26 protein-coding genes are annotated in these 26754 nt (G+C 69.7%); 10 read left to right on the top strand and 16 right to left on the bottom strand.

The genetic code is table 11. From position 1 onward, the window contains the following. The 9 genes from LDO11_RS03045 to LDO11_RS03085 all read right to left on the bottom strand — a co-directional run bounded on the left by LDO11_RS03045 (position 1) and on the right by LDO11_RS03085 (position 7470). Complete coding sequence (locus tag LDO11_RS03045) at positions 1-1122, bottom strand: flagellar basal body P-ring protein FlgI (RefSeq protein WP_232140279.1); 1122 nt, start codon at positions 1120-1122, stop codon at positions 1-3. 68 nt (positions 1123-1190) lie between these two features. Next, positions 1191-1892, bottom strand: a complete 702-nt coding sequence (gene flgH / locus LDO11_RS03050) for a flagellar basal body L-ring protein FlgH (RefSeq protein WP_232140280.1) — start codon at positions 1890-1892, stop codon at positions 1191-1193. A gap of 8 nt (positions 1893-1900) precedes the next feature. Further along, on the bottom strand, positions 1901-2686 hold the full coding sequence (gene flgG, locus LDO11_RS03055; protein WP_129135850.1) for a flagellar basal-body rod protein FlgG: 786 nt from the start codon (positions 2684-2686) through the stop codon (positions 1901-1903). 72 nt (positions 2687-2758) lie between these two features. Beyond that, positions 2759-3508: a flagellar basal body rod protein FlgF gene (locus tag LDO11_RS03060; RefSeq protein WP_232140281.1), complete on the bottom strand. Its 750-nt coding sequence runs from the start codon at positions 3506-3508 to the stop codon at positions 2759-2761. Positions 3509-3588: 80 nt separating this feature from the next. Next, positions 3589-4812, bottom strand: coding sequence for a flagellar hook protein FlgE (flgE, locus tag LDO11_RS03065; protein ID WP_129135852.1), 1224 nt, complete (start codon positions 4810-4812; stop codon positions 3589-3591). A gap of 54 nt (positions 4813-4866) precedes the next feature. Continuing rightward, positions 4867-5541, bottom strand: a complete 675-nt coding sequence (locus LDO11_RS03070) for a flagellar hook capping FlgD N-terminal domain-containing protein (protein WP_232140282.1) — start codon at positions 5539-5541, stop codon at positions 4867-4869. Positions 5542-5558: 17 nt separating this feature from the next. After that, positions 5559-5966, bottom strand: coding sequence for a flagellar basal body rod protein FlgC (gene flgC, locus LDO11_RS03075; RefSeq protein ID WP_232140283.1), 408 nt, complete (start codon positions 5964-5966; stop codon positions 5559-5561). A gap of 3 nt (positions 5967-5969) precedes the next feature. Beyond that, entirely contained in the window at positions 5970-6386 is a 417-nt protein-coding gene (gene flgB / locus LDO11_RS03080) for a flagellar basal body rod protein FlgB (RefSeq protein ID WP_129135855.1), read from the bottom strand. Between the two features lie 130 nt (positions 6387-6516). Next, complete coding sequence (locus LDO11_RS03085) at positions 6517-7470, bottom strand: chemotaxis protein (RefSeq protein WP_129135856.1); 954 nt, start codon at positions 7468-7470, stop codon at positions 6517-6519. 157 nt (positions 7471-7627) lie between these two features. Between LDO11_RS03085 and flgA the strand changes: the two genes are divergently transcribed. The 4 genes from flgA (at position 7628) to LDO11_RS03105 (ending at position 10360) form a co-directional block, all read left to right on the top strand. Beyond that, complete coding sequence (gene flgA / locus LDO11_RS03090) at positions 7628-8269, top strand: flagellar basal body P-ring formation chaperone FlgA (protein ID WP_164972232.1); 642 nt, start codon at positions 7628-7630, stop codon at positions 8267-8269. A gap of 144 nt (positions 8270-8413) precedes the next feature. Further along, on the top strand, positions 8414-8719 hold the full coding sequence (flgM, locus tag LDO11_RS03095; protein ID WP_129135858.1) for a flagellar biosynthesis anti-sigma factor FlgM: 306 nt from the start codon (positions 8414-8416) through the stop codon (positions 8717-8719). Further along, entirely contained in the window at positions 8719-9054 is a 336-nt protein-coding gene (locus tag LDO11_RS03100) for a flagellar protein FlgN (protein ID WP_232140284.1), read from the top strand. Before flgM ends, LDO11_RS03100 begins: the two co-directional genes overlap by 1 nt. A gap of 79 nt (positions 9055-9133) precedes the next feature. Continuing rightward, entirely contained in the window at positions 9134-10360 is a 1227-nt protein-coding gene (locus LDO11_RS03105) for an ATP-binding protein (protein WP_435574583.1), read from the top strand. A gap of 3 nt (positions 10361-10363) precedes the next feature. Here LDO11_RS03105 and LDO11_RS03110 read toward each other — a convergent pair whose 3' ends face one another. Beyond that, positions 10364-12091 (bottom strand): EAL domain-containing protein, encoded by a 1728-nt coding sequence (locus tag LDO11_RS03110; protein WP_232140285.1) that lies wholly within the window; start codon positions 12089-12091, stop codon positions 10364-10366. 9 nt (positions 12092-12100) lie between these two features. Continuing rightward, positions 12101-14176 (bottom strand): PAS domain S-box protein, encoded by a 2076-nt coding sequence (locus tag LDO11_RS03115; RefSeq protein ID WP_232140286.1) that lies wholly within the window; start codon positions 14174-14176, stop codon positions 12101-12103. A gap of 139 nt (positions 14177-14315) precedes the next feature. Here LDO11_RS03115 and LDO11_RS03120 point away from each other — a divergent pair, with 139 nt between their 5' ends. The 3 genes from LDO11_RS03120 (at position 14316) to LDO11_RS03130 (ending at position 18847) form a co-directional block, all read left to right on the top strand. Beyond that, positions 14316-17078 carry a bifunctional diguanylate cyclase/phosphodiesterase gene (locus LDO11_RS03120; RefSeq protein WP_232140287.1) on the top strand — a complete coding sequence of 921 codons (2763 nt, stop codon included), beginning with the start codon at positions 14316-14318 and terminating at the stop codon, positions 17076-17078. Positions 17079-17391: 313 nt separating this feature from the next. Continuing rightward, on the top strand, positions 17392-18579 hold the full coding sequence (locus LDO11_RS03125; RefSeq protein WP_232140288.1) for a methyl-accepting chemotaxis protein: 1188 nt from the start codon (positions 17392-17394) through the stop codon (positions 18577-18579). A gap of 1 nt (position 18580) precedes the next feature. After that, on the top strand, positions 18581-18847 hold the full coding sequence (locus LDO11_RS03130) for a hypothetical protein (protein ID WP_232140289.1): 267 nt from the start codon (positions 18581-18583) through the stop codon (positions 18845-18847). Positions 18848-18968: 121 nt separating this feature from the next. Here the strand turns inward: LDO11_RS03130 and LDO11_RS03135 are convergent, their stop codons facing one another. From LDO11_RS03135 to LDO11_RS03155, 5 genes are all read right to left on the bottom strand, one after another. Then, complete coding sequence (locus LDO11_RS03135; RefSeq protein ID WP_232140290.1) at positions 18969-20111, bottom strand: OprO/OprP family phosphate-selective porin; 1143 nt, start codon at positions 20109-20111, stop codon at positions 18969-18971. Between the two features lie 188 nt (positions 20112-20299). Further along, on the bottom strand, positions 20300-20911 hold the full coding sequence (gene hflD, locus LDO11_RS03140; protein WP_232140291.1) for a high frequency lysogenization protein HflD: 612 nt from the start codon (positions 20909-20911) through the stop codon (positions 20300-20302). Beyond that, the gene (gene mnmA / locus LDO11_RS03145; protein ID WP_232140292.1) at positions 20908-22065 is read right to left on the bottom strand and encodes a tRNA 2-thiouridine(34) synthase MnmA; all 1158 of its coding nucleotides are present in this window, start codon (positions 22063-22065) and stop codon (positions 20908-20910) included. Before mnmA ends, hflD begins: the two co-directional genes overlap by 4 nt. Then, on the bottom strand, positions 22062-22523 hold the full coding sequence (locus LDO11_RS03150) for an NUDIX hydrolase (RefSeq protein WP_232140293.1): 462 nt from the start codon (positions 22521-22523) through the stop codon (positions 22062-22064). The genes mnmA and LDO11_RS03150 overlap by 4 nt, the downstream gene beginning before the upstream one ends. Further along, the gene (locus tag LDO11_RS03155; protein ID WP_232140294.1) at positions 22520-23005 is read right to left on the bottom strand and encodes a hypothetical protein; all 486 of its coding nucleotides are present in this window, start codon (positions 23003-23005) and stop codon (positions 22520-22522) included. The genes LDO11_RS03150 and LDO11_RS03155 overlap by 4 nt, the downstream gene beginning before the upstream one ends. Positions 23006-23108: 103 nt before the next feature. Here LDO11_RS03155 and clpS point away from each other — a divergent pair, with 103 nt between their 5' ends. The 3 genes from clpS to LDO11_RS03170 all read left to right on the top strand — a co-directional run. Then, positions 23109-23429 (top strand): ATP-dependent Clp protease adapter ClpS, encoded by a 321-nt coding sequence (gene clpS, locus LDO11_RS03160; RefSeq protein WP_232140295.1) that lies wholly within the window; start codon positions 23109-23111, stop codon positions 23427-23429. A gap of 80 nt (positions 23430-23509) precedes the next feature. Then, positions 23510-25789: an ATP-dependent Clp protease ATP-binding subunit ClpA gene (gene clpA, locus LDO11_RS03165; RefSeq protein ID WP_232140296.1), complete on the top strand. Its 2280-nt coding sequence runs from the start codon at positions 23510-23512 to the stop codon at positions 25787-25789. A gap of 105 nt (positions 25790-25894) precedes the next feature. Further along, positions 25895-26754: ISL3 family transposase (locus LDO11_RS03170; protein WP_232140297.1), on the top strand; the 860-nt coding region annotated here is incomplete at its 3' end.

The raw sequence follows: 26754 nt of genomic DNA on the forward strand, positions 1-26754 counted from the left end.
TCAGATGACCTCGAGCTCCGCGCGCAGGGCACCGGCCTGCTTGAGCGCTTCGAGGATGGCGATCAGGTCGCCGGGCGCGGCGCCCACCGCGTTCACCGCGCGCACGATCTCGTCGAGCGAGGTGCCACCGGCGAACTTGAACATCCGGCTGCCGTCCTGGTCGATGGCGATGTCGGAGCGCGGGCTGATCACGGTATTGCCGCGGCCGAAGGCGTCCGGCTGGCTCACATCGACGCTCTCGGTGATGGTCACCGACAGCGAGCCGTGCGCGATCGCCGCCGGCATCACCTTCACCTGCGCGCCCATCACCACGGTGCCGGTGCGCGAATTGACGATCACCTTGGCCGGCGCGGTGCCCGGCGACAGCTGTACGTTCTCCACCTCGGCCAGGAAGCCGATGCGCGCGGCGGGGTCGTAGGGGGCGCGTACGGCCACGGTCACGCCGTCGACGGCGCGCGCGGTGCCCTGGCCGAAGCGGGCATCGAGCGCGGCCACCATGTTGGAGATGGTGCTGAAGTCGGCGCGGTTGAGGTTGAGGGTGAGCTCGCCGCCCTGGCTGAAGCCACCGGCAACCTCGCGCTCGACCATCGCACCATTCGGAATGCGGCCCACGCTCGGCACGTTCACCGAGACCCGCGAGCCATCACGGCCCTGCGCGCCGAAGCCGCCGACCACCAGGCTGCCCTGGGCGATCGCGTAGACCTGCCCGTCGGCGCCCTTGAGCGGTGCCATCAGCAGGGTGCCGCCGCGCAGCGATACCGCGTTGGCGATCGACGACACGGTGACATCGATGGTCTGGCCCGGCTTGGCGAATGGCGGCAGTTCGGCGTGGATGGCCACTGCCGCCACGTTCTTGAGCTGCGGATTGACGTTCGCCGGCACGGTCACGCCGAGCTCGTTCAACATGTTGCGCAGGCTCTGCACCGTGAAGGGCGACTGGCTGGTGCGGTCGCCGCTGCCATCCAGGCCCACCACGAGGCCATAGCCGACCAGCGCGTTGCCGCGCACGCCGCCGACCGACGCGAGGTCCTTGATGCGCTCCTGTGCGTGGGCGGGCAGCGCCAGCGTGGCGAAGGCCAGCAGGACCAGGGAGAGCAGGGCGAATGGGTGGCGACGGGGCATGGCGCAGGCCTGGTTGGAACACGGGTGACGCTGGATCGGTGGTCCCGCCGTGGCGGGCACGACCGGGATCAGTACGGATACAGCCGCGAGTGGAAGAACCGCCCCAGCCAGCCCATCGCATTCGACTGCGCGATGGCGCCGCGGCCGCCATAGACGATGCGCGCATCGGCCACGCGGCTCGACGGCACGCTGTTGTCGGGCCCGATGTCGGAGGGGCGCACCACGCCCTGCACCTGCACCAGTTCGTCGCCCTGGTTCAGCCGCAGGTTCTTGCTGCCCTCGACCACCAGGTTGCCATTGGGCATGCGCTGCACCACGGTGACGGTCACGCTGCCCTGCAGGCGGTTGCTCTGCGTGCTGCGGCCGCTGGCGTCGAAGTCGCGCGAGCCACTGGCCGACGCGCTGAGCACGTCGCGGCCATTGACGGTCACCGGCCCGCCGAAGAGTTCCGGCACGCCGATGCCGATGCTGCTCTCCTTGCCGACCTGGGTGGCCGCGTTGGTCTGCGCCACGGTGCTTTCGACCAGCTGGATGGTGAGCAGGTCGCCGACGTCGCGCGCGCGCTTGTCGGCGAACAGCGACAGCCCGGTGTTGCCACCGCCGGCCTGGTAGATCGCGCCCTGGCTGGCGTAGGCGGGAGCCACCGGCGCAGGCGCCATCTGCTGTGCGATCGGCGGGTAGGGGCGCACGTCGCCGGCGGCAACACAGCCGGCCAGCAGCATCGGTGCCAGCAAGGCGATCACGACGGAACGGCGGAGAAGAGTGTTCATCGCGGTGCTCAGACGTTGTTGTTGAGGTAGCCCAGCATCGAGTCGGTGGTCGAGATCGCCTTGGCGTTCATCTCGTAGGCGCGCTGGGTCTCGATCATGCTGACCAGCTCCTCCACCACGTTGACGTTGCTGCCTTCCAGCGACCCCTGTTCGAGCTGGCCCAGGCCATTGAGGCCCGGGGTGCCGTTCTGCGCGGGGCCCGACGCCGTGGTCTCGAGATAGAGGTTCTCGCCCCGCGCCTGCAGGCCGGCGGGATTGATGAAATCGGTGATGGTGAGCGCGCCGATCTCCAGCGCCTGTGCCTCGCCGGCGACCTGCACGCTGATCGTGCCGTCCTTGCCGATGGTCATCGACTGCGCGCCCTCCGGCACCTGGATGCCGGGCTGCACCGGATAGCCGCTGCTGGTGACCAACTCGCCCTGCGCATTGACCTGGAAGCCGCCGTCGCGGGTGTAGGCGGGGGTGCCGTCGGGCATCAGTACTTCGAAGAATCCGCGGCCGTTGATCATCACGTCGAGCGCGCGGCCGGTCTGCTGCGGGTTGCCCTGCTGGAAATCCTTGGCGGTGGAGACCACCCGCACGCCGGTGCCCAGCTGCAGGCCGGACGGCAGCTGCGTTTGCGCCGACGTGGCGCCGCCCGGCTGGCGCACCTGCTGGTACAGCAGGTCCTCGAAGTTGGCGCGATCGCGCTTGAAACCGGTGGTGTTGGTGTTGGCGAGGTTGTTGGCCACCACCGACATCCGCGTCTGCTGCGCGTCCAGTCCGGTCTTGGCGACCCAGAGAGCCTGGTTCATCGGAATTCCTCAGGGCTGGCGCGGGATGGCGCCGTCGCGAGGACTGATGCAACCGGCGTGCCAGAAGGCGGATCAACCACCCAGGCGCAGCAGGCTGTTGGCGGCCTGGGCGTTGTCGTCGCCGCGCTGGATCAGCTTCACCTGCATTTCGAACTGGCGCTGCAGCTGGATCATCTGCACCAGCGCACCGGCGGCATCGACATTGCTGCCTTCCAGCGTGCCGGTGGTCATCACGTCACCGGCGGCCTGGGCCAGCGGCTGTTCGGGCTGTGCGTTGCGCATCAGCCCGTCGAGGCCACGCGTCAGCCGCTCCGGCGTGGCATCGACCACGCGGATACGGCCGACCACGGCCATGGTCTGCGGGCCTTCGCCCAGCGGAATGATCGACACCGTGCCGTCATGGCCGATGTCGAGCGCCTGGTGCGGCGGAAGGGCGATCGGCTGGCCCTGCTCGTCGAGCAGTGGATGCCCGCCGGCGGTGACCAGCTGGCCGTTCGGCGTCAGCGACAGGTTTCCGGCGCGGGTATAGGCCTCGCCGCCATCGGGCGACTGCACCGACAGCCAGCGGTCGGGTCGCAGCGACACATCCAGCGGGTTGCCGGTGACGCGCTGGGCACCGACCCGGCTGTCGAAACCCTGGTCGACATGCAGTGCATCGATGCGCGATGCATGCCCCGGCCCCTCGACACGGAAGGCGCGGGTATTGGCCAGCGCCGCCTTGAAGCCCGCGGTATCGGCGTTGGCGAGGTTGTGCGACACCGTGCCCTGCGCCTGCAGGGTGGAGCGCGCGCCGGTCATCGCGACGTAGAGGGCCTTGTCCATCGGGTGACTCCGGAAATGCGGGAACGATCGGCAGGCGGAAGGCGTCGGGACGGCGCTGTGTGGCGCCGCCCCGGACGCGCTTACCTGATGTTGATCACCGTCTGGGTGATCTGGTCCTGGGTGGAGATCATCTGCGCGTTGGCCTGGAAGTTGCGCTGCGCGGTGATCATGTTCACCAGCTGCGCGGTCAGGTCGACGGTCGACGACTCCAGTGCACCGGCCTGGATCTGGCCGAAGTCCGAGCTGTCCGGAGCACCGGTCCGCGGCGCGCCGGAGGCGTAGCTTTCCGCCCAGGTGTTCTCGCCCTGCGCCTGCAGCCCCTGCGGATTGACGAAGGTCGACAGCGCGATCTGACCCAGCGGCCGGTCGGCGCCGTTGGAATAGCGCGCGAACACCACGCCGTCGCCGGAGATGCTGATCTCGTTGAGCTTGCCGGCGGCGTAGCCGTCCTGGCGGGTATCGCGCAGCTGGAAGCGCTCGCCGTACTGGGTGGAGCCGGCCAGGTCGAGGTTGAGTTCGAGCACGCCGGCCCCGGTGGACGGGGTGAACGGATCCAGCGCGATGCGCCCGTCGGCCGGGGCGACCAGCGCGCCGGAATCGGAGAACTCCAGTGTCACCGGGGTGCCGGCCGGCTGCCCGTCGACATAGTTGTGCACCTGCCACTCGTTCGGATTCGCGGTCTTGACGAAGTACGAGGTCTGCACGTGGCTCACGCCCAGCGAATCGAACACGGTGATGCCGCCGGTCGATGCGTTGTAGCTGTTGGGCTCGCTGGGGTCGAAGGCGGTGATGGCCGGCTGCGCGGCGTTGCCGGGCAGGGTGAACATCAGGTTGACCCGGCTGGTCTGCTGCGGCGGGCTGTCGGTGGTGAGCAGCTGCAGGTCGCCGACGCGGCCGATGTCGAAACCGTCGGCGCCTTCGCGCGGCGGATAGACCTGCAGGCGTGCGCCATCCGGCGTGCCGACGAAGCCCTGCGCATCGGTCTGGAAGTTGCCCGCACGCGAATAGACGCGTGCGCCGTTCTTGTTGAGGGTGAAGAAGCCCTCGCCGTCGACCGCCATGTCCAGGCTGCGCCCGGTGGGGTCGATATTGCCCTGCGAGAACTGCTGCGCGACGTTGCTGAGCTTCACGCCGGAACCGATGGCGTTGCGTGCCAGGCCGTAGGTGCTATTGGAGAACAGGTCGGCGAACTCCGCACGCGACTCCTTGAAGCCGGTCGTGTTGACGTTGGCGATGTTGTTCGCGGTGACGTTGAGGTTGGCGTTGGCCGCGTTGATGCCGGACAGCGAGGTGTTGAAGCTCATGGCGGACTCCGTGAGAGGGTCGTGCGCGGGAAGGGCGTGGAAGGGTGGGCGTCGTCAGCCGACGCGCAGGACGTGGCCGACCGGCGCGGTGCCGAGGCCCTGGATGTCGAGATACAGGCCATCGGCACCCACCGAGACGCTGTCGACGCGACCGCGCACATAGGTGCTGAGCGTCGTGCTGTTGCCATTGCCGGCGACATGTTTCGCGGTGATGGCATACGCCCCCGGCGGCATGCGCTCGCCGGCGGCGTTGGTGCCGTCCCAGGCGAAGGGCACCTCGCCGGCGGCCTCGGCCGGCACCACGATCTGCCGCACCGGCTGGCCGTTGGCATCGGTGATGTCGAAGGTCACCAGGCCGGGCGAGGGTGCCGCGACCAGCCCGCTGGCATCGCCATCGGTGCCGAGGGCCACCTTGGCCGACGGCAGCACCACCTCGCGCCCGACCAGCGCCGCCCCGCGCATCAGCTGGTCGCCGGCCATCGCGTTGGCGAAGCCGCTGACGGTGCCGTTGAGCGCCTGGATGCCCTGCACGGTGGAGAACTGCGCCATCTGCCCGAGGAACGCGCTGTTCTCCATCGGGTTGAGCGGGTCCTGGTGCTTGAGCTGTTCGGTCATCAGGCGCAGGAAGTCGGCCTGGCCGAGCGATTCGCTGCGCTTGTCGGCACCGGCCTTGCCGGCGCCACCACCGATACCGAGGTTGTTGAGCACATCGCTGGAAATGCTGGTCATCGTCGGGGCTCCGGGGCTCAGCGGCCCATGCTCAGGGTCGCCACGGCGAGCTCCTTGGCGGTATTGAGCATCTCCACGCCGGCCTGGTAGCTGCGCGAGGCGGAAATCATGTTGACCATCTGCGCAACCGGGTCGATATCGGGCGCGTACACGTAGCCCTGCTCGTCGGCCAGCGGGTGGCCGGGTTCGTAGCGCTGGATCGGCGGGCTGTCGCTCTCGACGATGCCGGCCACCTGCACGCCGGTCAGCGCGGGGTCGCTGCCATGCGCGGTGGCGCGGAATACCGGCTCCAGCGGCTTGTAGACCTGGTCGGGCGAGCCGGCGACGGAGCCGGCGTTGGCCATGTTGCTGGCCAGGGTGCTCAGGCGCACCGACTGGGCCTGCAGGGCGGAGCCGGCGACGTCGAAGATCGGCAGGTTGCTCATGGCTTACTGTCCGGTGATGGCGGTCAGGAGGGTGCGCACCTTCGATTCCATGAAGCTCAGCGAGGCGCGGTATTCGAGTGCGGCGCGACCATAGGCGGCGCGCTCGGCATCGGGATCGACGGTGTTGCCATCCAGGCTCGGCTGCGCGGCGACACGGGCCGTGGTGAACGGCTGCAGGGCGTCGTCGAGGCCTGGAACGGGAATGTGACCGGGGCGGGGCTCGCGCGACGCCGCCGCGACGCTGCCGGCGTCGCGGGTACGCGCAGCGGCGGCCAGCGCGGCGTTGAAGTCGAGGTCGCGGGCCTGGTAGCCGGGGGTGTCGGCATTGGCCAGGTTGCTGGCGATCAGCTTCAACCGCTGCTCGCGCAACGGCAGTGCATCGGCCTGCAGGCCCATGTACGACGAGATCAGATTGGACATCGCAGCCCTCCGGCAAACGCTCGCCGGGGACTGTGCAAGTGATGTGCCAGACCCTTCTCCCGCGTGGAAGACAGATCGGCAGGAGTGCGGCGACCGGGTGCGCTCGAAGCCGGGGATCTTGTGGCGTCGCTCAGGCGACCCGGCGGCCGCCCGCGCTGGCTGCGACCTCGTTCAGCCGCTTGAGCACGTACTCGGCAAGCTCGTGCGGGCTGTACTTGGCGACGAAGGCGTTGGCGCCCACGCTCTGCACCATCGAGGTGTTGAACACGCCTGACAGCGAGGTGTGCAGCAGCACGAACAGGTCCGCCAGGCCCGGGTGGCGACGGATCTCCGTCGTCAGCGTATAGCCGTCCATCGCCGGCATCTCGATGTCGGACACGATCATCGCGTAGCGCTGCGAGGGTGGCTCCCCGCTGGCGTGCAGCTGCAATAGATGGTCCAGCGCCTGGCGGCCATCGGACAGCAGGGTCACCCCGACGCCCAGCTGGTCGAGCACGCTGCGGATCTGCTGGCGGGCCACGCGCGAGTCGTCGACCACCAGCACCTGCATCGGCGGGGCGTCGGCGGGCAGCGCGTATTCCGGCGGCAGCTCCGCGTCCATCCGTGCCTGCGAAATGTCGGCCAGCACGCTTTCCACGTCGATGACCTGGATCAGCTCGCCCTGGTAGCGGGTGACCGCGGTGAGGTAGCTGCCCTCGGCACCGAGGTCCGGCGGCGGATGGATGTCCTCCACCGCGATGTTGACGATGCGCTCGACCTCGCTGACCAGGAAGCCCTGCACCGAACGGTTGAACTCGGTGACCACCATATAGGCCGGTGTGTCGTTGGCGCGCTCGGGGTGGGCGATGGCGAGGCCGAGGTCGAGCACCGGCACGCTGCGGCCGCGCACGTCGGCCACGCCGGCGAACTGCTCGGGCAGCCCCGGCACCCGGAACAGCCCGGGCCGGCGCAGCACCTCCTGCACCTTGAAGACGTTGACGCCAAAAAGCTGGCGTCCGCCCAGGCGGAAGAGCAGCAACGCCAGCCGGTTGTGGCCGGCGAGGCGGGTGCGCTGGTCGATGCGGTCGAGCAGGTCCTGGGACATGCCGGCGGTAACGGCGCCACCGGCGTGAACTTGAGTGCGCGTCGCGGCACGCGGCTTGCATCATCGCTGCCATCGTCATGCCGCAAGGACCCCCATGGGCCAGAAGCCACCGCTCCGCACCGGCCGTCGCACGCCGAAATGGCGTCGCCTTGTGGCGCTGCCCATGCTGTGCCTGCTCGGCCTCCTGCCTGCGTCCGCGGCCTGGGGCTCGGCCGGCTTCCAGCCCGTGGAGTCGATCCGCGCCGCTGCGCTCACGGCGGCCGGCGGCGGCGAGGGGACCGATGCCACGCTCGATCCCGCACTGCGCATGCCGCGGTGTGCGCAGCCGCTGGAGGCACGCATGACCGGTGCCGGCACCGCCGAGGTCGCGTGCCCCTCGGGCTGGCGGCTGTTCGTGCCGGTCCGCGTGCATCGCAGCCAGACCGTGCTGGTGCTGTCGCGCAGCGTGGCTTCAGGCCAGCCGATCACGGCCGATGTCTTCAGCGCCGAGCAGCGCGATGCCACCCGCATCGCCGGTGCCGCGATTGCCGATCCGGTGGACGCGGTGGGCCGGGTGGCACGACGTACGCTGTCCGCGGGCAGCGTGCTCACCGCGAACGACCTGGTCGCCCCACGGCTGGTCCGTCGCGGCGACACCATCGCCCTGGTCTCGCGCCGGGGCGGGGTGGAGGTGCGGATGGTTGGTCGTGCACTCGGTGATGCCGGCGAGCACGAGCGGGTCAGCGTCGAGAACCTGTCGTCGCGCCGGATCGTGCAGGGCACCGTGGATCCGGACGGCGACGTGCTGGTGAGCCGGTGACGGGCCGGCAGACCCTCGCGATCAGCCCGGTTGCGGCTCGCATGAATACGATGAACGGGTGTGGGGAATTCCCCTAAAGCTTTTCCGGCACCGGTCGATAACGGCCATGAACCCCCTTACCAACCCGGCGTCAGGACACCTGCCATGACCCAGAAGATTGATGGATTGCCCGCCGCAGCGGTGCGCGGCACCGCCCCGGCCCTCGGCCAGGTCGCCCGTGCCGGCGATGCCCGCAAGGCGGTCGAGGCGCCCGCCGCCGTCGACAGCCTGCGCCTGACCGGCGAGGCTACCGGCCTGCAGGCCCTGCAGCGCGACCTCTCCACCCGCCCCGCGGTCGACGAGACGCGCGTGCAGGCCGTACGCGAGGCGCTGGCCTCGGGCAGCTACCGGATCGACCCGGAAGCGATCGCCTCGCGCATGCTCGAGCTGGACTCGCAGCTCGCCGGCTGATGTCCGCCGCACAGGCCAGCCTCGAGCGCCTTGCCACCGCGCTCGCCGACGAACGCGAGGCGCTGATCGGCCACGACGTCGAGGCGCTGATGCGTTCCACGCGCGAGAAGCTCACCGCGCTGCGTGAGCTCGAGGCCACGACCGACAGCGAGGTCGCCGGCCCGCTGGCGGAACTGGCGGAGCTCAACCGCGCCAACGGTGCGCTGCTCGCGCGCCGCCGCCGCGAGGTCAACTGGGCGCTGCGTCACCTCGGGCGCGTCGAAAGCGCACCGGCCTACGATGCCCACGGCCGTGCCGAGCAGGCCCGGCATTCGCGGGAGCTGGCGGTCGCCTGACGGCGGAGCAGCGGGCAATTGCAGTCCCCACGGGGCGAAGCCGGCGACGCCGGACTGCGCAGCGGTATGATGCGGCGCAATGCCGCAATGTCCGTGCGCCGTGATCCCAGTCCCGAATCCCACACCTCTTCCTCCGGCCATCCTCGACGAGGCGCTGGCACGCGTGCAGGAAGGGGTGCTCGTCTACGGTCGCGACGGCACGCTGGTGCACGCCAACCCGGCAGCGCAGGTGCTCTACCGCTCGCATCCGCTGTATTCGGGTGCCGCGCCACGCATCGAGGATCTCCTGCCGCCGCACGCCGTGCCGCAGGCCCGCGAGCAGGGGCGCTGGAACGATTATCTGCCGTTCGGCGAGGGCCGCGTGCTGGCCGCATGGCTGCACCCGCTGCCCGACGGCGAGCACACCCTGCTGCTGCTGCAGGACCCGGGCCTGGTACGCGACAGCGACCAGGAGCTGCTGCGCCGCCACGCCGAACTCAACGTGCGCCTGACCGCCGCGCAGGAACAGCTGCTGCAGGCCGAGAAGATGGCCTCGATCGGCCAGCTTGCGGCAGGCGTGGCGCACGAGATCAACAACCCGATCGGCTACGTGCATTCCAATCTGGGCAGCCTGCAGGAATACCTCAGCAACCTGTTCGCGCTGGTGGATGCCTACGACCGTGCGCTGGCGTCGCCGGACCCGGCCGCCCAGCGCCAGGAGATCGACGCCACCCGCGAGCAGCTCGACATCGACTTCATCAGCCGCGACCTCCCGCAGCTGCTGACCGAATGCCGCCAGGGCATCGAGCGCGTCACCCGCATCGTCAAGGACCTCAAGGACTTCTCGCGCTCCGACCGCGACCATTCCTGGAAGCTCGCCGACCTGCATGCCGGGCTCGATTCCACGCTCAACATCGTCTGGAACGAGCTGCGCTACAAGGCCACGCTGGACAAGCAGTACGGCACCCTGCCGATGATCGAGTGCCTGCAGTCGGAGTTGAACCAGGTCTTCATGAACCTGCTGCTCAATGCGGGCCAGGCGATCGAGGAACGCGGGGTGATCACCCTGCGCAGCGGCGCCGCCGACGGCATGGTGTGGGTGGAGGTCGGCGATGACGGCCCGGGGATTCCCGCCGACGTCCAGCAGCGCATCTTCGATCCGTTCTTCACCACCAAGCCGGTCGGCAAGGGCACGGGGCTGGGGTTGTCGATCTCCTACGGCATCGTGGCCAAGCACCACGGCCGCATCGAGGTCGACAGCAACCCGGGCGAGGGCAGTCGCTTCCGCGTGGTCCTGCCCACCCGCCAACCCAGACCCAGGCTCTGAGGGTCAGGCCTGCGGCGACGCCTCGCGGTTGCGCTGGGTGTCGTGGGTGCGGAAGGCCTGGCGGATGTGCTCGCGCAGCTCGGTGTCGTCCCAGGGCTTGGTCAGGAAGCGGTAGATCGCGCCGCGGTTGATCGCATCGGTCACCGTGGCCAGGTCGGTATAGCCCGACAGCACCAGGCGGATGGTGTCGGGGTAGAGCATCTTCACCCGCCCGAGGAACTCGGTGCCGTCCATCTCCGACATGCGCTGGTCGGACAGGATCACCTGCACCTCGTTGGTGGCCAGCAGCCCGAACGCGTCGCGCACGTTGCCCGCGGCGAGGATGCGGTAGCCATCGCGGCGGAACAGCCGCACCAGCGCACGCAGCACGTTCTCCTCGTCGTCGACCAGCAGCAGGGTGCGGTCGGTGGTGGTGGCCGCGAACAGTTCCGCGCGCAGATAGCGGCGGCGCAGCGCCTGGCCTGCGGCTTCTGCGCTCATCGCCTCGCCGAACAGATAGCCCTGGAAGATGTCGCAGTCGGCACGTCGCAGGAACCCCAGCTGCGCCTCGGTTTCCACGCCGTTGGCGATCACCTTCATGCCGAGCTGGTGGCCCATCGCGATCATCGCGCGCACGATCGCCGTCTCGCGGCTGCCTGCCGGCGCGGCATTGATGAAGCTGCGGTCGATCTTGAGGATGTCGGCCGGGTAACGCACCAGCGCGCCGAGGCTCGCATTGCCGGTGCCGAAGTTGTCCAGGGTCAGGCCCACGCCCTCGTGGCGCAGCGCGGCGATGGCCTGGTAGACCGCCTGGGTGTTGGTGCTGAGCGCGCTTTCGTTGATCTCCAGCAGGATCGCCGAATTCGGCAGCGCGGCGTGCTGCATGCGCGCCAGCAGGCGGTCGACGAAATCGGGCTCGAGCAGCTGCAGTGTCGAGACGTTGACGCCGACGAAGAAGTCGTCGAAGCCCTGCTCGCGCCACAGCTTGCACTGCTCGATCACCCGCTCGAGCATCCAGTCGCCGATCTGCACGATCACGCCCAGTCGCTCGGCGATCGGCAGGAACCGCTCCGGCAACAGCAGGCCGAGTACCGGCGACTGCCAGCGGATCAGCGCCTCCATGCCGACGATGCGCCCGTCGCGCGCACTGATCATCGGCTGGAAGCGCAGGCGCAGTTCGCGGTTGGGCAGGGCGTCGACGATCTGCCGCGCGATCGTGCTCTCGCTCTGCGCGCGGTCGAGCGCCGGCGCCGCGTGCACCTGCACCGGATCGTGCACCACGTGCGAGGCGCGGCGTACCGCGGTCTCGGCCAGCTGCAGCAGCTGCGAGGCATCGCTGCCGTGCTGCGGGCACAGGCTGATGCCGACCTTGGCGCCGAGGAACAGCGTGTAGGGCAGCACCGTCAGCGGCTGCTCGATCGTGGCGATCAGCTGCTGAGCGAGCGCCTGCGCAGTCACCACCGACGCCTGCGCATCGGGCAGCGCCACCACGAACTCGTCGCTGCCGTGGCGCCAGACATGGCCACGGCCGTCGATCAGCGTCCTCAGCCGTTCGCCAACGGTCTCCAGCGCGATATCGCCGACCTCGACGCCCATGTTCTGGTTGATCGAGGCGAAGTGGTCGATATCGACGTGCAGCAGCACCAGCGGCGTGCCGCCCTGGCGTGCGGCATCGACCAGTGCCGCCAGTTCGGGATGGCCGGCACCCAGACGAGGCAGGGGAGGTGGCGCATCCGGATCGGTATTTCGCATGCCGGCATTCTAGCCAGCTGGCTGGCTGGCGTGCTTTGCGCTTGCCGCCGGCTCGTACGGCAGCACGGCCTCCACGGTGGTGCCCGCACCGTGCGCGGAGCGGATGTCGAATGCGCCGCCGACACCGTGCGCACGTTCGCGCATGATCGCCAGGCCCAGCCCGCCTTCCGCGGGCGTGTCGAACCCGCGGCCGTCGTCGACGACCTGCAGGTGCAGGCGGTCACCTTGGTCCTGCAGCCACAGTGACACGCGCGCGGGCGCCGCATGCCGCAGCGCGTTGGTCATCGCTTCCTGCGCGATGCGGAAGCAGGCCTGCTCCACCTCGCGCTCCGGCCGCTGTGGCAGCACGCCGATGGCGAGGTCCAGTTCCACGCCCGCATGCGCGAACAGCCGCTCGGCATGCCAGCGCAGCGCCGCCTCCAGGCCCAGCGCGTCGAGTTGCGGTGGACGCAGCAGGATCGAGATGTCGCGCAGCCGTGACAGCGTGGCATCGGCCAGCGCGAGCACGTCGTCGAGATCGTCACGCCGCCGCGCAGGGTCGTCCTCGTCCATCGCCGCACTCGCCGACATCTTGATCGCGGTGATCGACTGGCCGATGTCGTCATGCAGGTCGCGCGAGATCCTGCGCCGCTCGTCCTCCTGCACCGAGAAGATGCGTGCCGCCATCGCCTGCAGCTGCTGGTTGCCGGCGACCAGCTCGTCGCGCATGCGCTCCGCATCGGAGAGGTCGCGCATCACCACCACCGTGCAGATGGCGTCTTCGTAGCGGGTCTCGGCGGCGGTCAGCGCGGCGTTGAACAGGCTGCCGTCGCTGCGGCGCATGCGCGGCGTGCGCACGGCGGCATCCGGCGACTGCCCCGGCATGAGTGCGGCGCGCAGCCACTCGCGCAGCAGCGGCACATCGTCCTCGGCCACCAATGCCTGCACCGGCAACCCGGGCATCGATTCCACCGGCCGCCCGAACGCCTCGGCGCACGCGGGGTTGGCGTAGCGCACGCGGTCGCCGGCCAGCAGGATCACGCCGTCGGGCAGGGCGCGGATCAGGTCATGGAACTGGCGCTCGCGTTCGCGCAGCTGGCGGCGCGCGGCTTCGGCCTCGGTGATGTCCTGCAGGGTGCCGCGCAGCAGGTGCGGCGCGCCGTCGTCGGCCGCGCGTGCGCCGCGCAGCTGCAGCCGGCGCGTGCCATCCGGGGTTTCCAGCGGGATCACCACGTCCAGGGTCGTCCCGTGGCCGGAAGCCAGCGCGTCCAGCAGGCTGGACAGCTCGCCGCCCCAGCCGGGCAATGAATCGAGCAGCAGGCCCCGGACGTCGGCGCCGTCACCGGCAGGCGCACGGATGCCGAGCATGCGGCAGGTTTCCTCGGACAGATGGCCGTGGCCCGATGCCGGATCGAATTCCCACGACCCCAGGCAGGCCAGCTGCTGGGCTTCGCGCATGCGCCGCGCACTCTGCGCACGCTCGCGCTCGGCGCCGATCTCGGCCGTGCGATCGCGCATGCTGACCAGTCGCGCCTCGCGGCCGTCGTGGTCGAGCCGCGCGACATGCAGCTCGACATCGTGCCGGCGCCCCCCGGGCAGGTGGATGCGCCGGATCGTCGCCGGCCGGCCTTCCTCGCCGGGGTGCGGCAGCACGCCCTGCAGCGCCGCGGCGTCGGCAGGCAGCGCATCATCCGCCCCCAGCCCGAAGAACCTGCGTGCCGCCGGATTGACGTACAGCAGCCGGCCGCTGCCGGCCTCGTGCAGCCACAGCGGATCGGGATGGCGCTCCAGCAGCTCGCGATAACGCTGCGCGTAATCAAGGGTGGCGCGGTGGGCACGTTCGATGCCGCGCGCCTGGTTGCGCAGCAGCAGCCACAGCGCCGCCGCACTGGCCAGCACGAACAGCAGACCCTTGACCGACTGCGCCACCCGCACCGCGGCCGCGGGCAACAGCCCTTCCACCAGGTGGTCGCTGAACAGGATCCACGCGCCGGCCAGCACCAGGTAAAGCAACGGGATCCGCCAGCGGATTCCCGCCAGGCTCTGGCGCAGGCCGGAACGATATGCACGCGCCGTGTCGCTGCCTTCCTCTCGCGCTGCTGCCATGTGGTCCTTCCGAGGGTGCTGCACCCGAGTCTAGCCGCCCCCGCAGGCGCGCCTCAATTTCCGGCCGGTGCCGCCGTTACCGATGGACAAGCCATGCCGACCACGGCCGGGCGGCACGCAACCGGAGCGATTCGCGCAGATGGATCCTGGCGTCATCTCGAGCCTGCTCAGCCATCCGTTGCCGGATGGCCTGCTGCTGCTTGACCGCGACGGCCGCTGCCTGCTGGCCAATGCCGCGGCGCAGGGGCGCGGGCTGGATGCGCTGGTCGAACGCCATGCGCCCTCGCTGGCCGGCCTGCGCGCGCGGCTGTCGCAGGGTGAGGAGGCCGTGGACTGCGAACTGCCGGGCGCCGATGGCGCGCTGCAGGCCTGCATGCGCGTGGTCAGCCGCGACCAGCAGGGCGTGGTGGCCTATTCGCTGAGCGTGCAGCTGTCGTCGGTGGCGGGTGCATGGCTGGAAGCGGCGGAGTCGGGTGGCCATGGCCTGTGGGTCTGGGACATCCGCCAGGACCGTCTGCAGCGTTCCGTCTCCTGGCTGAGACTGATGGGCCACGAGGGTGCGTCAGCGGCTGTCGGCAGCTTCGCCGATGCCCAGCGCCGCGCCCATCCCGATGACCGCGGCCGCCTGCGCGCCGCGCTCGAAGCGCACCTGGCCGGGCGCAGCCCCGCTTATTTGTGCGAGTACCGCTGCCTGCATCGCGACGGCAGCTGGCGCTGGGTGCGCGACGCCGGCCGCGTGACCGCCTGGGATGCCAGTGGCACGCCATTGCGCATGGCCGGCACCGTCACGGGCATCGGCAGCCAGAAGCAGCTCGAACAGCGCCTGCGCGAGCAGCGCGGGCTGGTCGAGGAAACACAGCGGCTGGCCGGCATGGCCAGCTGGACCTGGGATGCATCCACCGACGTGGTCTGGTGCACGCGGGAGCTGCGTACCGCACTGGGCCTCGACGACGGGCTGCGCGTGCGCGCGTGGCTGCGGCGCTGCCGTGGCGATCGCCAGGCATTGCGGCAGGGCTGGAACCGGCTCCGCCAGGGCGACGGCACCACCAGCTTCGAGCTCACCGTGGAAGCTGCGGCCGGGCGCCTGCACCTGCAGGTCTGGGCCTCGCCGCGCTGTGATGGCGAACGGCTGTTGCGGGTGATCGCACAGATCCAGGACCTCACGGCACAGCGTCGCGCCGATGCGGCCAACCGCCGCCGCGGCGAACTGCTGCGCCGGGTGGCCGAGCTGGGCCGCATCGGCGGCTGCGAGATCGACGCCGCCACCCGCACCCTGCACTGGACCGAGGAGTGCGCGCGCCTGCACGGGCGCGAAGGCAGCACGATGGCGCTCGACGAGCTGCTGCGCCACTACACGATCGAATCGCGCGATGCGCTGCACGAGGCGATGGCGCGGGTGGCCGATGGCGCCGATGCGATCTCGCTGGACCTGTGCTTCTACCGTCCCGACGGCGTGCAGGTGTGGGTGCAGGCGGTGGTCGAGTTCGACCGCGACGGCGCCACCCGCGGGCGGCACCTGGTGCTGTTCCGCGACATCTCGCGCGAACGCGAGGCCAGCGCACGCATCGAACTGCTGTCCCACTACGACACCCTGACCCGGCTGCCCAACCGCACCCGGCTGCGCGAGGAGATCGAGGCGGTGCTGGCCGCGGCCGATTGCGCCACCGGGCATGCGCTGCTGCTGCTCGATCTCGACGGCTTCGGCGGCATCAACGAGGCCCATGGCCACGCCGCCGGAGATACGGTGCTCAAGACCGTGGCCGCGCGCCTGCACATGCTGGTGGATGCCGGCGATCTCTTCGGGCGCCTGGGCGGCGACGAGTTCGTGGTGCTGCTGCGCCAGGGCGAGGGCCGCGAGGCGATCGCCGCCACCGCCCAGCGCATCGTGACCGGTCTATCGGACCCGGTGCCGGTGGACGGCGAGATCCTGCGGTTCGGCGTCAGCGCCGGCATCGCGATCCGCCCCGCGGACGTCGGCTTCGACGAGCTGCTGCGCGCCGCGGCCGCGGCCCTGCACAACGCCAAGCAGGACGATGGCCGCAACCGCATCCAGTTCCACAGCCCGGAAGCGTGGCGCCGTTCGCGCCGGCGCCTGGACCTCGAGCAGGCGATGCGCGGCGCGCTCGAGCGCGAGGAGTTCTCGCTGGTCTACCAGCCGCTCTACGAACTGCGCAGCAGCACCGTGGTGGGCGTGGAAGCACTACTGCGCTGGCACCACCGCGATCTCGGCAATTGCCCGCCGGACGAATTCATCCCGATCGCCGAGGCGACCGGCGATATCGCCGCCATCGGCGACTGGGTCCTGCGCGAGGCCTGCCGCCAGGCGGCGGCCTGGGCGCGCGCGGGCATCACGCTCGGGCGGATGTCGGTCAACGTATCGGCCGTCCAGCTACGCGATCCCGGCTTCGCCGCGCGCGTGCTGGGTGCCTGCGCCGAGAGCGGCTGGCCGCCCACGCAGCTGGAACTCGAACTCACCGAGTCGGCACTGCTGCGTGATACGCCGGCGTTGTGGCACTGCTTCGAGGTATTCGCACGCGAGGGCGTGGCGCTGGCCATCGACGACTTCGGCATCGGCTTCTCCAGCCTCAGCTATCTCAGCCGGTTCCCGGTGGGGCGGCTGAAGATCGATCGCAGCTTCATTGCCGGTCTCGGCGAAGGCCGCCGCTCGGCCGAGGTGACCCGCGCGATCATCCAGCTCGGCAAGGCCTTGCGGATGCAGGTGCTCGCCGAAGGCGTGGAGACCGCGGACGACGAACGCCTGCTGCGCGAGTTCGGCTGCGACGAGGTGCAGGGTTTCCTGTACGCGCGGCCGTTGCCGGCGCACGAAGTGGCCCGCTGGCTGCAGCCGCGGCCCGGAGACGCCATGGCCGAGTCCGCCCGGGTGACCGTCCTGCGGCGCTGATCGATCCTGCGCCTGCACCATATGGCGGGCCGCCCACGACCCGGCCTCACGGCCGTGCGCCAGCGCTCGGTGGCAGGCAACTGGTCGTGACCCGATCGTGGGCCTCCGGACGCTGCGCCCTGCAGCCGGCCACGCGCACGCAGGAGGCTCCGACCGGTCCTGCGCCCGCGATCACCGCGTCCACGCGAACTGCGTCCTGGGTCGCAAATGCCACCGAAGATGCGTGGAATCGCGCGGCAACCGGCGCAAACGCTAAAGGCCGGTCGACGGGGGCCGATACCGGGTCCGTAGAGCCCGCCCCTGAGAGCGCCCCATGTACGCACGCCTGCTGATCCGCCTCGCCGCACCGCTGTTCCTCACCCTGCTGCTGCCACTGGCGTTCGCGCTCGAATGGCCGGGCGCGATGCGCTGGGCGATCCTGCTGACCGTCACCGCCAGCTGGATCGGCGTCGGCGTCTGGCTGGTGATGCGCGAGACCCGCCGCCCGCCGGAACACACCCGCATCCTGCAGGAGCAGGAGCAGCTGCTGAGCGAGCTGCGGCAGTTCGTCGGCGCCGAGATCGAGGGCTCGCGGGTGGAGGTGGAGCGCGCGCGCGACCTGATCCGCCAGGCGGTCAGCGGGCTGGGCAGCAGTTTCGACGCGATGAACCGCAAGTCGCGCCAGCAGGCGCAGGCGATGGCACGCATCCTCGACCGCACCGGCGACCAGGACGGCGGTGCCGACGTCGCCCGCTTCGCCCAGCACGCCAGCCAGCGCATGGAGCAGCTGGTGGAGGCACTGGAACAGGTCAGCGGCCAGAGCGGCGCCACCGTGACCCATATCGACGAAATGGCCGGGCACCTGGACGGCATCTTCGCGCTGCTCGAGGACGTGAAGTCGATCGCCGACCAGACCAACCTGCTGGCGCTCAATGCCGCCATCGAGGCCGCGCGTGCCGGCGAGGCCGGGCGCGGCTTCGCCGTGGTCGCCGACGAGGTGCGCAACCTGTCCGAGCGCTCCACCGCGTTCAACGAGCAGATCCGCAAGCTCGCGCATTCGTCCAAGGAATCCATCGCCAAGGTGCGCGACACCGTGTCGGGCATGGCCTCGCGCGATCTCAACCGCTCCCGCGAGGCGCGCGCCGAAGCCGCCGGCATGCTCGACCAGGTGGCCGCGATCAACCGTTCGCTGGGCGACGGCATGCGCGAGATCTCCGATTGCGGCCGTGCCATCGACGGCAGCGTGGCGGAAGCCGTACGCGCGCTGCAGTTCGAGGACATCGCCACCCAGGCGCTCGGCGGGGTGCATGCGCACCTCGAGCGGCTCAACGCAATCAACCGCGAAGCGATCGACCTGCAGGACCTGCTGCGTCGCAATGGCGGCGTGTTCGACGAGGAACTGATCCGTGCGCTGCAGCGCATCGGCCAGCGCGTGCGCGAACTGCGCAGCACCTGGGAGAAGCCGCCGCACAAGCCGGTGACCCAGGAATCCATGGGCGCGGGCACCGTCGAGCTGTTCTGAGTTGGACCGCACGAGCGCCCACGACGACAGCGACGCCCCGGCCACCGCCGGGGCGTTGTCGTGCGTGGCGCCACTGCCGGCCGCGCAGGCCCCGGACTGCGGCATCGCGGGGCAACCACCGCGGCGTCGCCGCGAGGATGTGCTGCGCCAGCTCGAGCTGCTGGCGCTGGCCGAACTGGAACGGTTAGCCGCGGACCGTCAGCAGCCCGGCGACAGCCCGGACCTGCTGGCCAGCTTCATCGAATGGGATCTGGCCGTCAGCGGGTGAAGCAGCACCGGAGGCGGCACATCGCCGGCTCCCCGATGGCGTGTCGCGCCTGGCAACGCGTGCGCTGCGAGGCATCGACGCAGCGGGTGCACGCCAATGCTGCAGCGCGGGTCCGGTGCGCCTACCAGTGCAGCTGGACGCGCGCCTCGAGGATCGATGGATCGTCGTTGAGCACCAGGCCGCTGGCGGCGTCGCGGGCACGGCTGGTGACATTGACGTAGTTGAGCATCAGCTTGGCGTTCTGCCGCCAGTACCAGTTCACGCCCGCCGTCCAGGCCTCCATGCGGCCACCGCGCACGGTGCCGTCGTCGAGGTCCAGGTAGTCGTAGCGCAGGCCGAGCTGCCACAACCCGGGGTTCTCGACGCGGGTGCGGGGCAGGCCACCGCCGTAGTTCCAGCCGCTGCCGCCCGGCGTCCACAGTGCACTGACGTAGCCGCCTTCGGTGTCGTAGCCGCTGGTGCCGATGCGGTCGGCGCGCGACAGGAAGTACTCGCCCTGCAGCTTGACCGGGCCGTCGATCCACATCGCTTCCAGGCCGGTGGTGGCCAGGCGGTCGACATCGACCAGGCCGCCACTGTCGATGATGCGCTCGGCGAAGTCGGCATTCGGGCGCGCGCGCAGGCGCAGCGCGTCGCCATCGGTATCGCGGTCGACATGGCTCAGGCCCAGGTGCAGCACGCGGCCGTCGTCGCGCACCGGCGCCCACCAGCCACGGGCGGCGTAACCGGCGCCGCCGGCGTCATCGTCCAGGTTGCGGCCGAACCAGCCGACGGTGGCGCCCAGGTCGCCGGCGTCGTACGTCCACGATGCGCCCAGCCTGCGGCCTGTGGCGAAGGTGCCGGTGGCCGCGGCCTTGGCGATGAAGTCGTTATGGCGCGCGGAAGACAGCTCTTCGAGACTGTCGGGCTGCTTGGCCTGGCCCAGCAGCAGGGTCTGCTCCGGCGAACCGTCGCCGCCAAAGGACCAGGTGACGTTGTTGTCGAGGAAGGCGTCGGCCTCGACGTCGTAGCCGAGCACCCAGCCGAAGCCGCCGGGCCCCTGGCCCTTGAGCACCAGTTCGAAGCGGCGGATGCCAGTGGCACGGTCGCGGCCGTCTTCGCGGCCGTCGAGGTCGCGCAGGTCGTTGTCGAACCAGTAGCCGTCGACCTGGAACATGCCCTCGAACGCCACATCGGAACCGGCGACCGTCCCGAGGGGGATTTCAGCATGCGCGGGCATCCAGCAGGCCGCGCCCAGTGCGATCGGCAGCAACAGGCGTTTCATGGGAGGGGTCGTCCAGCACCGGGCGGGCCAGTCTAGCGCCCCGGGTGTGGAGCGCCGGGAACGGCGTGTTCCGTTTCGGGCCCTGCATGGCCGACATCCGCGGTGGCCCCTCGCACCCGCCCCGCCGCGACCCGCTTCCGCTACGGCATGCTTCCTCTACAGCATGCTTCCTCTACAGCATGCTCCCGCTACGGCACCAGCCGTGCCAGCGATTCCATCATCCGCCCGCGCGAGAACAGCAGGTCCCACTGGCTGCCGCCGACCTGCCGCCACAGCACCGCCGAACGCACCGCGGCCAGCAGCAGCGCACGGATCTCGGCAACCACCGCGGCCTGCCCGAGGTAATGCGGCGACCCCTGCACCATCACCCGGGGTCGCAGGTGGCTGATGGTGTCGGCATACAGGCTGCCCAGCGCGTTGAGCACGTCGGGATGGGTGGCGCCATGCGCCTCGGCCTGCGGGGCCAGCCTGCGCAGGCCAGTGCCGACCGCCTCCTGTACCGCCGGTTCGGAGGAGAAACGCCGTTCCAGCCGCATCACCGAAAGCGCCAGCTTGGGCACGGCGTCGTCATGGGCCTGGCGGGTGAGGTAATCGCGCAGCAGGCGCAGTCCAGGATGCAGCGGCGGCACCCCGCCATAGACATCCACCACCGACTCGGCGTCGATGCGGAACACGCTGTCGATCACCGCACTGGCGGCGTCGCTGCGTGACTGGCCGGTCTCGGCGGTGGTGCGGACCTGCTGCAGAGCCTGTGCCAGCGCCGCAAGGGCCAGCACGCGATCGTCGAAGGAATCAGTCATCGCGCAAGTTTAACCGCTGCCCCGAGGTCATCGCGGTCCTGCGCCCGCGTCGCGGGAGCATCCGTGGTGGCGATCACGGCGCCGCCCAGGCACTCGTCGCCGTCATAGAGCACCAGCGATTGCCCCGGAGTCACCGCACGCTGCGCGCGCTCGAAGCGCACCTCGAGCGTGCCGTCGTCGCGCACCAGGACATCGCAGGCTTCCGGCGGCTGCCGATAGCGCGTCTGCGCCAGCGCCCTGAACCGCTGGCCGGGTGGGGCACCGGCGATCCAGTGCGCACCCTCCGCCCATGTGACCTGCGACATCAGCCATCGGCTGTCGCGGTCCTGGTCCACCACCAGCACGTTGTCGGCCACGCGCTTGTCGACCACGTACCACGGCGCCGCGGCGAATCCGCGCACGCCGCCCAGCTGCAGGCCCTCGCGCTGGCCGAGGGTGAAATAGAACACGCCCGGATGGGTGCCGAGCACGCGCCCGTCCGGCGTGCGGATCTCGCCTTCGCGTGCCGGCAGGTAGCGGGCGAGGAACGTGCGGAAATCACGCTCGCCGATGAAGCAGATCCCGGTGGAATCCTTCTTCGCCGCGGTCGGCAGGCCCGCCGCGGCCGCGAGCTCGCGCACCCGGTGCTTGGGCAGTTCGCCCAGCGGAAACAGCGTCGCGGCCAACTGCTCCTGGCCGAGCTGGTGCAGGAAATAGCTCTGGTCCTTGCCGGCGTCGTGGGCGCGCAGCAGCCGCCAGCGGCCGTGGGCATGGTCCACGCGGGCGTAATGGCCGGTGGCGATGCGTTCCGCACCCAGGGCGTGCGCGGCATCGAGGAAATGCCGGAACTTGATCTCGCGGTTGCACAGCACGTCCGGATTCGGCGTGCGACCGGCGGCGTACTCGGCCAGGAAATGCTCGAACACGCCCTGCCAGTACTCGCCGGAGAAGTCACGGAAATGGATCGGAATGCCGAGCCGCCCGCAGACGGCGACGGCGTCGCGGCGGTCGTCCTCGGCACGGCAGTCACCGCTGCCGTCATCGGCCCAGTTCTGCATGAACAGCCCGGCGATCGGCTCGCCCTGGCCCTCCCGGGCGCGGTCGCGCAGCAACAGCGCGGTGACCGACGAGTCCACGCCGCCGGACATGCCGACGATGATGCGCGCAGCGCTCATGGCAGCCAGGCGACTAGGTCGAGCGGATAGCGCCGGCCGGCAAGGAAATCCTCGACCGTGCGCGCCACCAGCGGGCTGCGGTGGCGGGCATGCGCCTGCCGCAACACGGTGGGCGTCAGCCACAGCGCGCGTTCGATGCCGCGGTCCAGCGCCCGCTCCGGGTCATGCGACACCGGGGTTGCCGCGAATGCGAAGCGCAGGAACGGCAGGCCGTCCTCCGCCACCCACTGGTACACGCCGACCAGGTGGGTCGGGCACACGGTCCAGGCGGTTTCCTCGAGGGTTTCGCGCACGGCGGCGTCGACCAGCGACTCACCGGGGTCGAGGTGCCCGGCCGGCTGGTTGATCACCAGCGTGCCCGCGGCCATTTCCTCCACGCACAGCAGCCGGCCGCGATCGGCCACCAGCGTGGCCACGGTGATCGCGGGCTGCCCGCTGAGATCGCGTCGCGAACTCACAGTGCGTCCAGCTCGCCGGTGAACCCGATCTCGCGGTCGTCGGCGAGCTCCGCGGCGGCCGACAATGCGAGCTCGAGGAGCTGCGCATCGAACGGTTCCGGCAGCTTCACCACGTAATAGAGCACGTCGCCGGCCAGTTCCCAGGCGCCGAGCTTGCGGGTCTGGCTGTCGCGCAGCAGGGCGACAGCGGTCTCCGCATCCGGGGCCTGGTCGAACTGCGCGGCCGGCGAGAACACCTCGCGGATACGCCTGCCGGCGATGTCCTCGGCGCGCCCCGACACGAACACCATCTGCGTGCGCGATTCCTGCGCCCACGAAAACACCACCCGGTAATCGCCGTCGCCGTCGATCTCGTAGTCGATGCCGGCTTCGTCGAGCAGCGCCGGCACCGGGTCGATCGCCGGGTCGATGATCACCGGCGGTTCGGTCGGGGCAGGGGGCGGGGAGAGGAGCAGGGCGGACAGCAGCAGGGCGGCAGGCATGGGGGATCCGGAATGGCGCGTTCCAGCAACGCGCACCGGCATTCTCGCCCCGCACCTTCGTGGCGTCCACGGAACGCTGTTGCGCGGAACGTATAATTCCGCCATGCCACGCAATCCCGAACACGAGCACGATCACGGCGTTGCCGTCGAAACCGGCCGCCCCGAACTCGCCCGGCCACCGATGTATGCGGTGCTGCTGCTCAATGACGACTACACGCCGATGGATTTCGTCATCGACGTGCTGGTGCGCTTCTTCGCGATGAACCTGGAGAAAGCCACCCAGGTGATGCTGCATGTCCATACACGCGGTCGTGGCGTGTGCGGGGTCTACAGTCGCGAAGTGGCCGAATCCAAGGTGGCACAGGTGAACGAATACGCTCGCCTGAACCAGCATCCCTTGCTCTGCACCATGGAGAAGGCCTAAAAGCAGGCAGGACCGGCGGACATGGAAAACCGGCGGACCGGCCCCACCTAGGCCGTAGACTTTCCGGAGGCATCCGCCCCATGTTCAGCAAGGATCTCGAGTACTCCATCGGCCAGTGCTACAAGCGGGCACGCGAAGCCCGCGACGAGTACATGACGGTCGAACACCTGCTGCTGGCCCTGATGGACAACCCGTCCGCCGAGGCGGTGCTCAAGGCCACCAGCGTCGACTTCCAGCGCCTGCGCGGCGACCTGGAACAGGCCATCGCCACCAGCGTGTCGAAGCTCGACGAGGACGACGGCCGCGACACCCAGCCCACGCTGGGCTTCCAGCGCGTGCTCCAGCGCGCGGTCTACCACGTGCAGTCCTCCGGCAAGAAGGAGGTCACCGGTGCCAACGTGCTGGTGGCGATCTTCGGCGAGAAGGACTCGCACGCCGTCTATTACCTGAACCAGCAGGACGTCACCCGCCTCGACGTCGTCAACTACCTGTCGCACGGCATCGCCAAGACCGGCGATGGCGAGCCCGCGCCCGGCAGCGAGGACGGCGAGGGCACGGTCGGCGAGGCCGGTGACGGCAAGGCGGACGCACTGGCCGAGTACGCCACCGACCTCAATGCCGCCGCACGCGACGGGCGCATCGACCCGCTGGTGGGCCGCAGCGAGGAGATCGAGCGCACCATCCAGATCCTCTGCCGGCGCCGCAAGAACAACCCGCTGTACGTGGGCGAGGCCGGCGTGGGCAAGACCGCGATCGCCGAAGGCCTGGCCAAGCGCATCGTCGACGGCGAAGTGCCGGAGGTGCTGGCGCACGCCACGATCTATTCGCTCGACCTCGGCGCACTCGTCGCCGGAACGAAGTACCGCGGCGACTTCGAGAAGCGCCTGAAGGCGGTGCTTGCCGCCATCCAGAAGCATCCCGGCGCGGTGCTCTTCATCGACGAGATCCACACCATCATCGGCGCCGGCTCCGCATCGGGCGGCACCATGGATGCGTCGAACCTGCTCAAGCCGGCGCTGGCCAAGGGCGAGCTGCGCTGCATCGGCTCGACCACGTTCCAGGAATACCGCGGCATCTTCGAAAAGGACCGCGCGCTGGCACGCCGCTTCCAGAAGATCGACATCGTCGAGCCGACGACCGGCGAGGCGATCGAGATCCTGCGCGGGCTGAAGCCGAAGTACGAATCGCACCACGACGTCACCTACGCCGACGAGGCGCTGCGCGCAGCGGTGGAGCTGTCGGTCAAGCACATCGCCGACCGCCTGCTGCCGGACAAGGCCATCGACGTCATCGACGAGGCCGGCGCGCGCCAGCGCCTGCTGCCCGAGGAGGTGCGCAAGGCCCTGATCGACGTCGAGGAGGTGGAAACGATCGTGGCGCGGATGGCGCGGATTCCGGCCAAGCAGGTCAGCGCATCCGACAAGGACGTGCTGCAGCACCTCGAGCGCAACCTCAAGATGGTGATCTTCGGCCAGGATCCGGCGATCGAATCGTTGGCCTCGGCGATCAAGCTGGCGCGCTCGGGCCTGGCCAACCCGGACAAGCCGATCGGCAACTTCCTGTTCGCGGGCCCCACCGGCGTGGGCAAGACCGAGGTCACCCGCCAGCTGGCCCACCAGCTGGGCATCGAACTGGTGCGCTTCGACATGTCGGAATACATGGAGCCGCATTCGGTCAGCCGCCTGATCGGCGCGCCCCCGGGCTATGTGGGCTTCGACCAGGGCGGCCTGCTGACCGAGAAGATCGTCAAGACGCCGCACTGCGTGCTGCTGCTCGACGAGGTGGAGAAGGCGCACCTGGACATCTTCAACATCCTGCTGCAGGTGATGGACCGCGGCACGCTCACCGACACCAATGGCCGCGAGGCGAACTTCCGCAACGTGATCGTGGTGATGACCACCAATGCCGGCGCCCAGCAGGCGTCGCGGCGGTCGATCGGCTTCACCCGCCAGGACCACAGCACCGATGCGATGGAAGTGATCCGCAAGTCCTTCAGCCCGGAATTCCGCAACCGCCTGGATGCGATCGTGCAGTTCCAGCCGCTGGGCTTCGACCACATCCTGCGCGTAGTGGACAAGTTCGTCATCGAACTGGAAAGCCAGCTGCACGAGAAGAACGTGGCGATCAACGCCACCCCGGAAGCGCGCGACTGGCTGGCCCAGCATGGCTTCGACCCGCAGATGGGCGCACGCCCGATGGCGCGGGTGATCCAGGACAAGGTGAAGCGTCCGCTGGCCGACGAGCTGCTGTTCGGCAAGCTGGTCAACGGCGGCCGGGTCAGCATCGACGTGCGCGACGGCGAACTGATCGTGGAGGCCTCGCCGGAGCCGGAGAAGCTGCTGCCGGCCACCGTCGACTGACGTACCGACAGGGCAACAAAAAAAGGTTCTTCGCGGATCAGCGGGGAGCCTTCAAGGACCGCCCTTACCCTTGAGGCCTGATTTTCAGGGCTCAGGGGTGAGGTCATGCTGGACCGCAAGACGATTGAGAAGCTTGGGGGCTGGGAAGGCTACCGGGTGGAGCGGATCGCGTGGCCTGAGGGTGACAGTCGAATCGTCACGATCTACCTCAAGCCGTCATCACGGACGATGTATTGCGTGCATTGCGGCAGCCGATGCCGGCAGGTCCACGAGACCACGGTGCGCCGGGTTCGGGATCTGCCGCTGTTGGCGTTCCGCGTCGCGCTGGTGGTGCCGCGCCGGCGCGTCTGGTGCGATCAGTGCGGTGGCCCGCGACTGGAGAAGCTGAGTTGGCTGGGGCGCTATCAGCGGGTCACCGATCGGCTGGCCGAAGCAGTCAGCCAACTGCTGGTCTCCAGCAACATCCTGGCGGTCGCCCGCTTCTTCCAGTTGGGCTGGCACACCGTCAAGGCGCTGGATAAAGCCCGGTTGCGGCAGACAATCCAGGAGCCGGACTGGAGCCGGATCCACTATCTGGCCATGGACGAGTTCGCCCTGCACAAGGGCCACCGCTACGCCACGGTGGTCGTCGATCCGATGAACCGTCAGGTGCTGTGGGTCGGCAATGGCCGCTCCCGCGAGACTGCGCGCGCTTTCTTCGAGCAACTTCCTGCCGGCGTTGCCGAGCAGATCCGGGCCGTCGCGATCGACATGACGACCGCCTACGAACTGGAGATCAAGGCCAACTGTCCCAACGCCGAGGTCGTCTACGACCTGTTCCACGTGGTGGCCAAGTACGGTCGCGAGGTGATCGACCGGGTGCGGGTCGACCAGGCCAACCAGTTGCGCCACGACAAGCCTGCCCGCCGGGTGATCAAATCCAGCCGCTGGCTGTTGCTGCGCAATCGCGACAATCTGGATCGGCA

Source organism: Alterluteimonas muca, from assembly GCF_021191595.1.
GTDB lineage: Bacteria > Pseudomonadota > Gammaproteobacteria > Xanthomonadales > Xanthomonadaceae > Luteimonas > Luteimonas muca.

What these genes read in the sequence shown, in the direction of transcription:
- LDO11_RS03135 (WP_232140290.1), bottom strand. Translation starts at nt 20,111, where the DNA reads ATGAAACGCCTGTTGCTGCCGATCGCACTGGGCGCGGCCTGCTGGATG.
- LDO11_RS03070 (WP_232140282.1), bottom strand. Translation starts at nt 5,541, where the DNA reads ATGACCAGCATTTCCAGCGATGTGCTCAACAACCTCGGTATCGGTGGT.
- LDO11_RS03100 (WP_232140284.1), top strand. Translation starts at nt 8,719, where the DNA reads ATGTCCGCCGCACAGGCCAGCCTCGAGCGCCTTGCCACCGCGCTCGCC.
- LDO11_RS03155 (WP_232140294.1), bottom strand. Translation starts at nt 23,005, where the DNA reads ATGCCTGCCGCCCTGCTGCTGTCCGCCCTGCTCCTCTCCCCGCCCCCT.
- LDO11_RS03060 (WP_232140281.1), bottom strand. Translation starts at nt 3,508, where the DNA reads ATGGACAAGGCCCTCTACGTCGCGATGACCGGCGCGCGCTCCACCCTG.
- LDO11_RS03115 (WP_232140286.1), bottom strand. Translation starts at nt 14,176, where the DNA reads ATGGCAGCAGCGCGAGAGGAAGGCAGCGACACGGCGCGTGCATATCGT.
- flgE (WP_129135852.1), bottom strand. Translation starts at nt 4,812, where the DNA reads ATGAGCTTCAACACCTCGCTGTCCGGCATCAACGCGGCCAACGCCAAC.
- flgM (WP_129135858.1), top strand. Translation starts at nt 8,414, where the DNA reads ATGACCCAGAAGATTGATGGATTGCCCGCCGCAGCGGTGCGCGGCACC.
- LDO11_RS03045 (WP_232140279.1), bottom strand. Translation starts at nt 1,122, where the DNA reads ATGCCCCGTCGCCACCCATTCGCCCTGCTCTCCCTGGTCCTGCTGGCC.
- flgH (WP_232140280.1), bottom strand. Translation starts at nt 1,892, where the DNA reads ATGAACACTCTTCTCCGCCGTTCCGTCGTGATCGCCTTGCTGGCACCG.
- LDO11_RS03110 (WP_232140285.1), bottom strand. Translation starts at nt 12,091, where the DNA reads ATGCGAAATACCGATCCGGATGCGCCACCTCCCCTGCCTCGTCTGGGT.
- flgC (WP_232140283.1), bottom strand. Translation starts at nt 5,966, where the DNA reads ATGAGCAACCTGCCGATCTTCGACGTCGCCGGCTCCGCCCTGCAGGCC.
- flgB (WP_129135855.1), bottom strand. Translation starts at nt 6,386, where the DNA reads ATGTCCAATCTGATCTCGTCGTACATGGGCCTGCAGGCCGATGCACTG.
- LDO11_RS03125 (WP_232140288.1), top strand. Translation starts at nt 17,392, where the DNA reads ATGTACGCACGCCTGCTGATCCGCCTCGCCGCACCGCTGTTCCTCACC.
- LDO11_RS03120 (WP_232140287.1), top strand. Translation starts at nt 14,316, where the DNA reads ATGGATCCTGGCGTCATCTCGAGCCTGCTCAGCCATCCGTTGCCGGAT.
- hflD (WP_232140291.1), bottom strand. Translation starts at nt 20,911, where the DNA reads ATGACTGATTCCTTCGACGATCGCGTGCTGGCCCTTGCGGCGCTGGCA.
- flgG (WP_129135850.1), bottom strand. Translation starts at nt 2,686, where the DNA reads ATGAACCAGGCTCTCTGGGTCGCCAAGACCGGACTGGACGCGCAGCAG.
- mnmA (WP_232140292.1), bottom strand. Translation starts at nt 22,065, where the DNA reads ATGAGCGCTGCGCGCATCATCGTCGGCATGTCCGGCGGCGTGGACTCG.
- LDO11_RS03085 (WP_129135856.1), bottom strand. Translation starts at nt 7,470, where the DNA reads ATGTCCCAGGACCTGCTCGACCGCATCGACCAGCGCACCCGCCTCGCC.
- LDO11_RS03105 (WP_435574583.1), top strand. Translation starts at nt 9,134, where the DNA reads ATGCCGCAATGTCCGTGCGCCGTGATCCCAGTCCCGAATCCCACACCT.
- clpA (WP_232140296.1), top strand. Translation starts at nt 23,510, where the DNA reads ATGTTCAGCAAGGATCTCGAGTACTCCATCGGCCAGTGCTACAAGCGG.
- clpS (WP_232140295.1), top strand. Translation starts at nt 23,109, where the DNA reads ATGCCACGCAATCCCGAACACGAGCACGATCACGGCGTTGCCGTCGAA.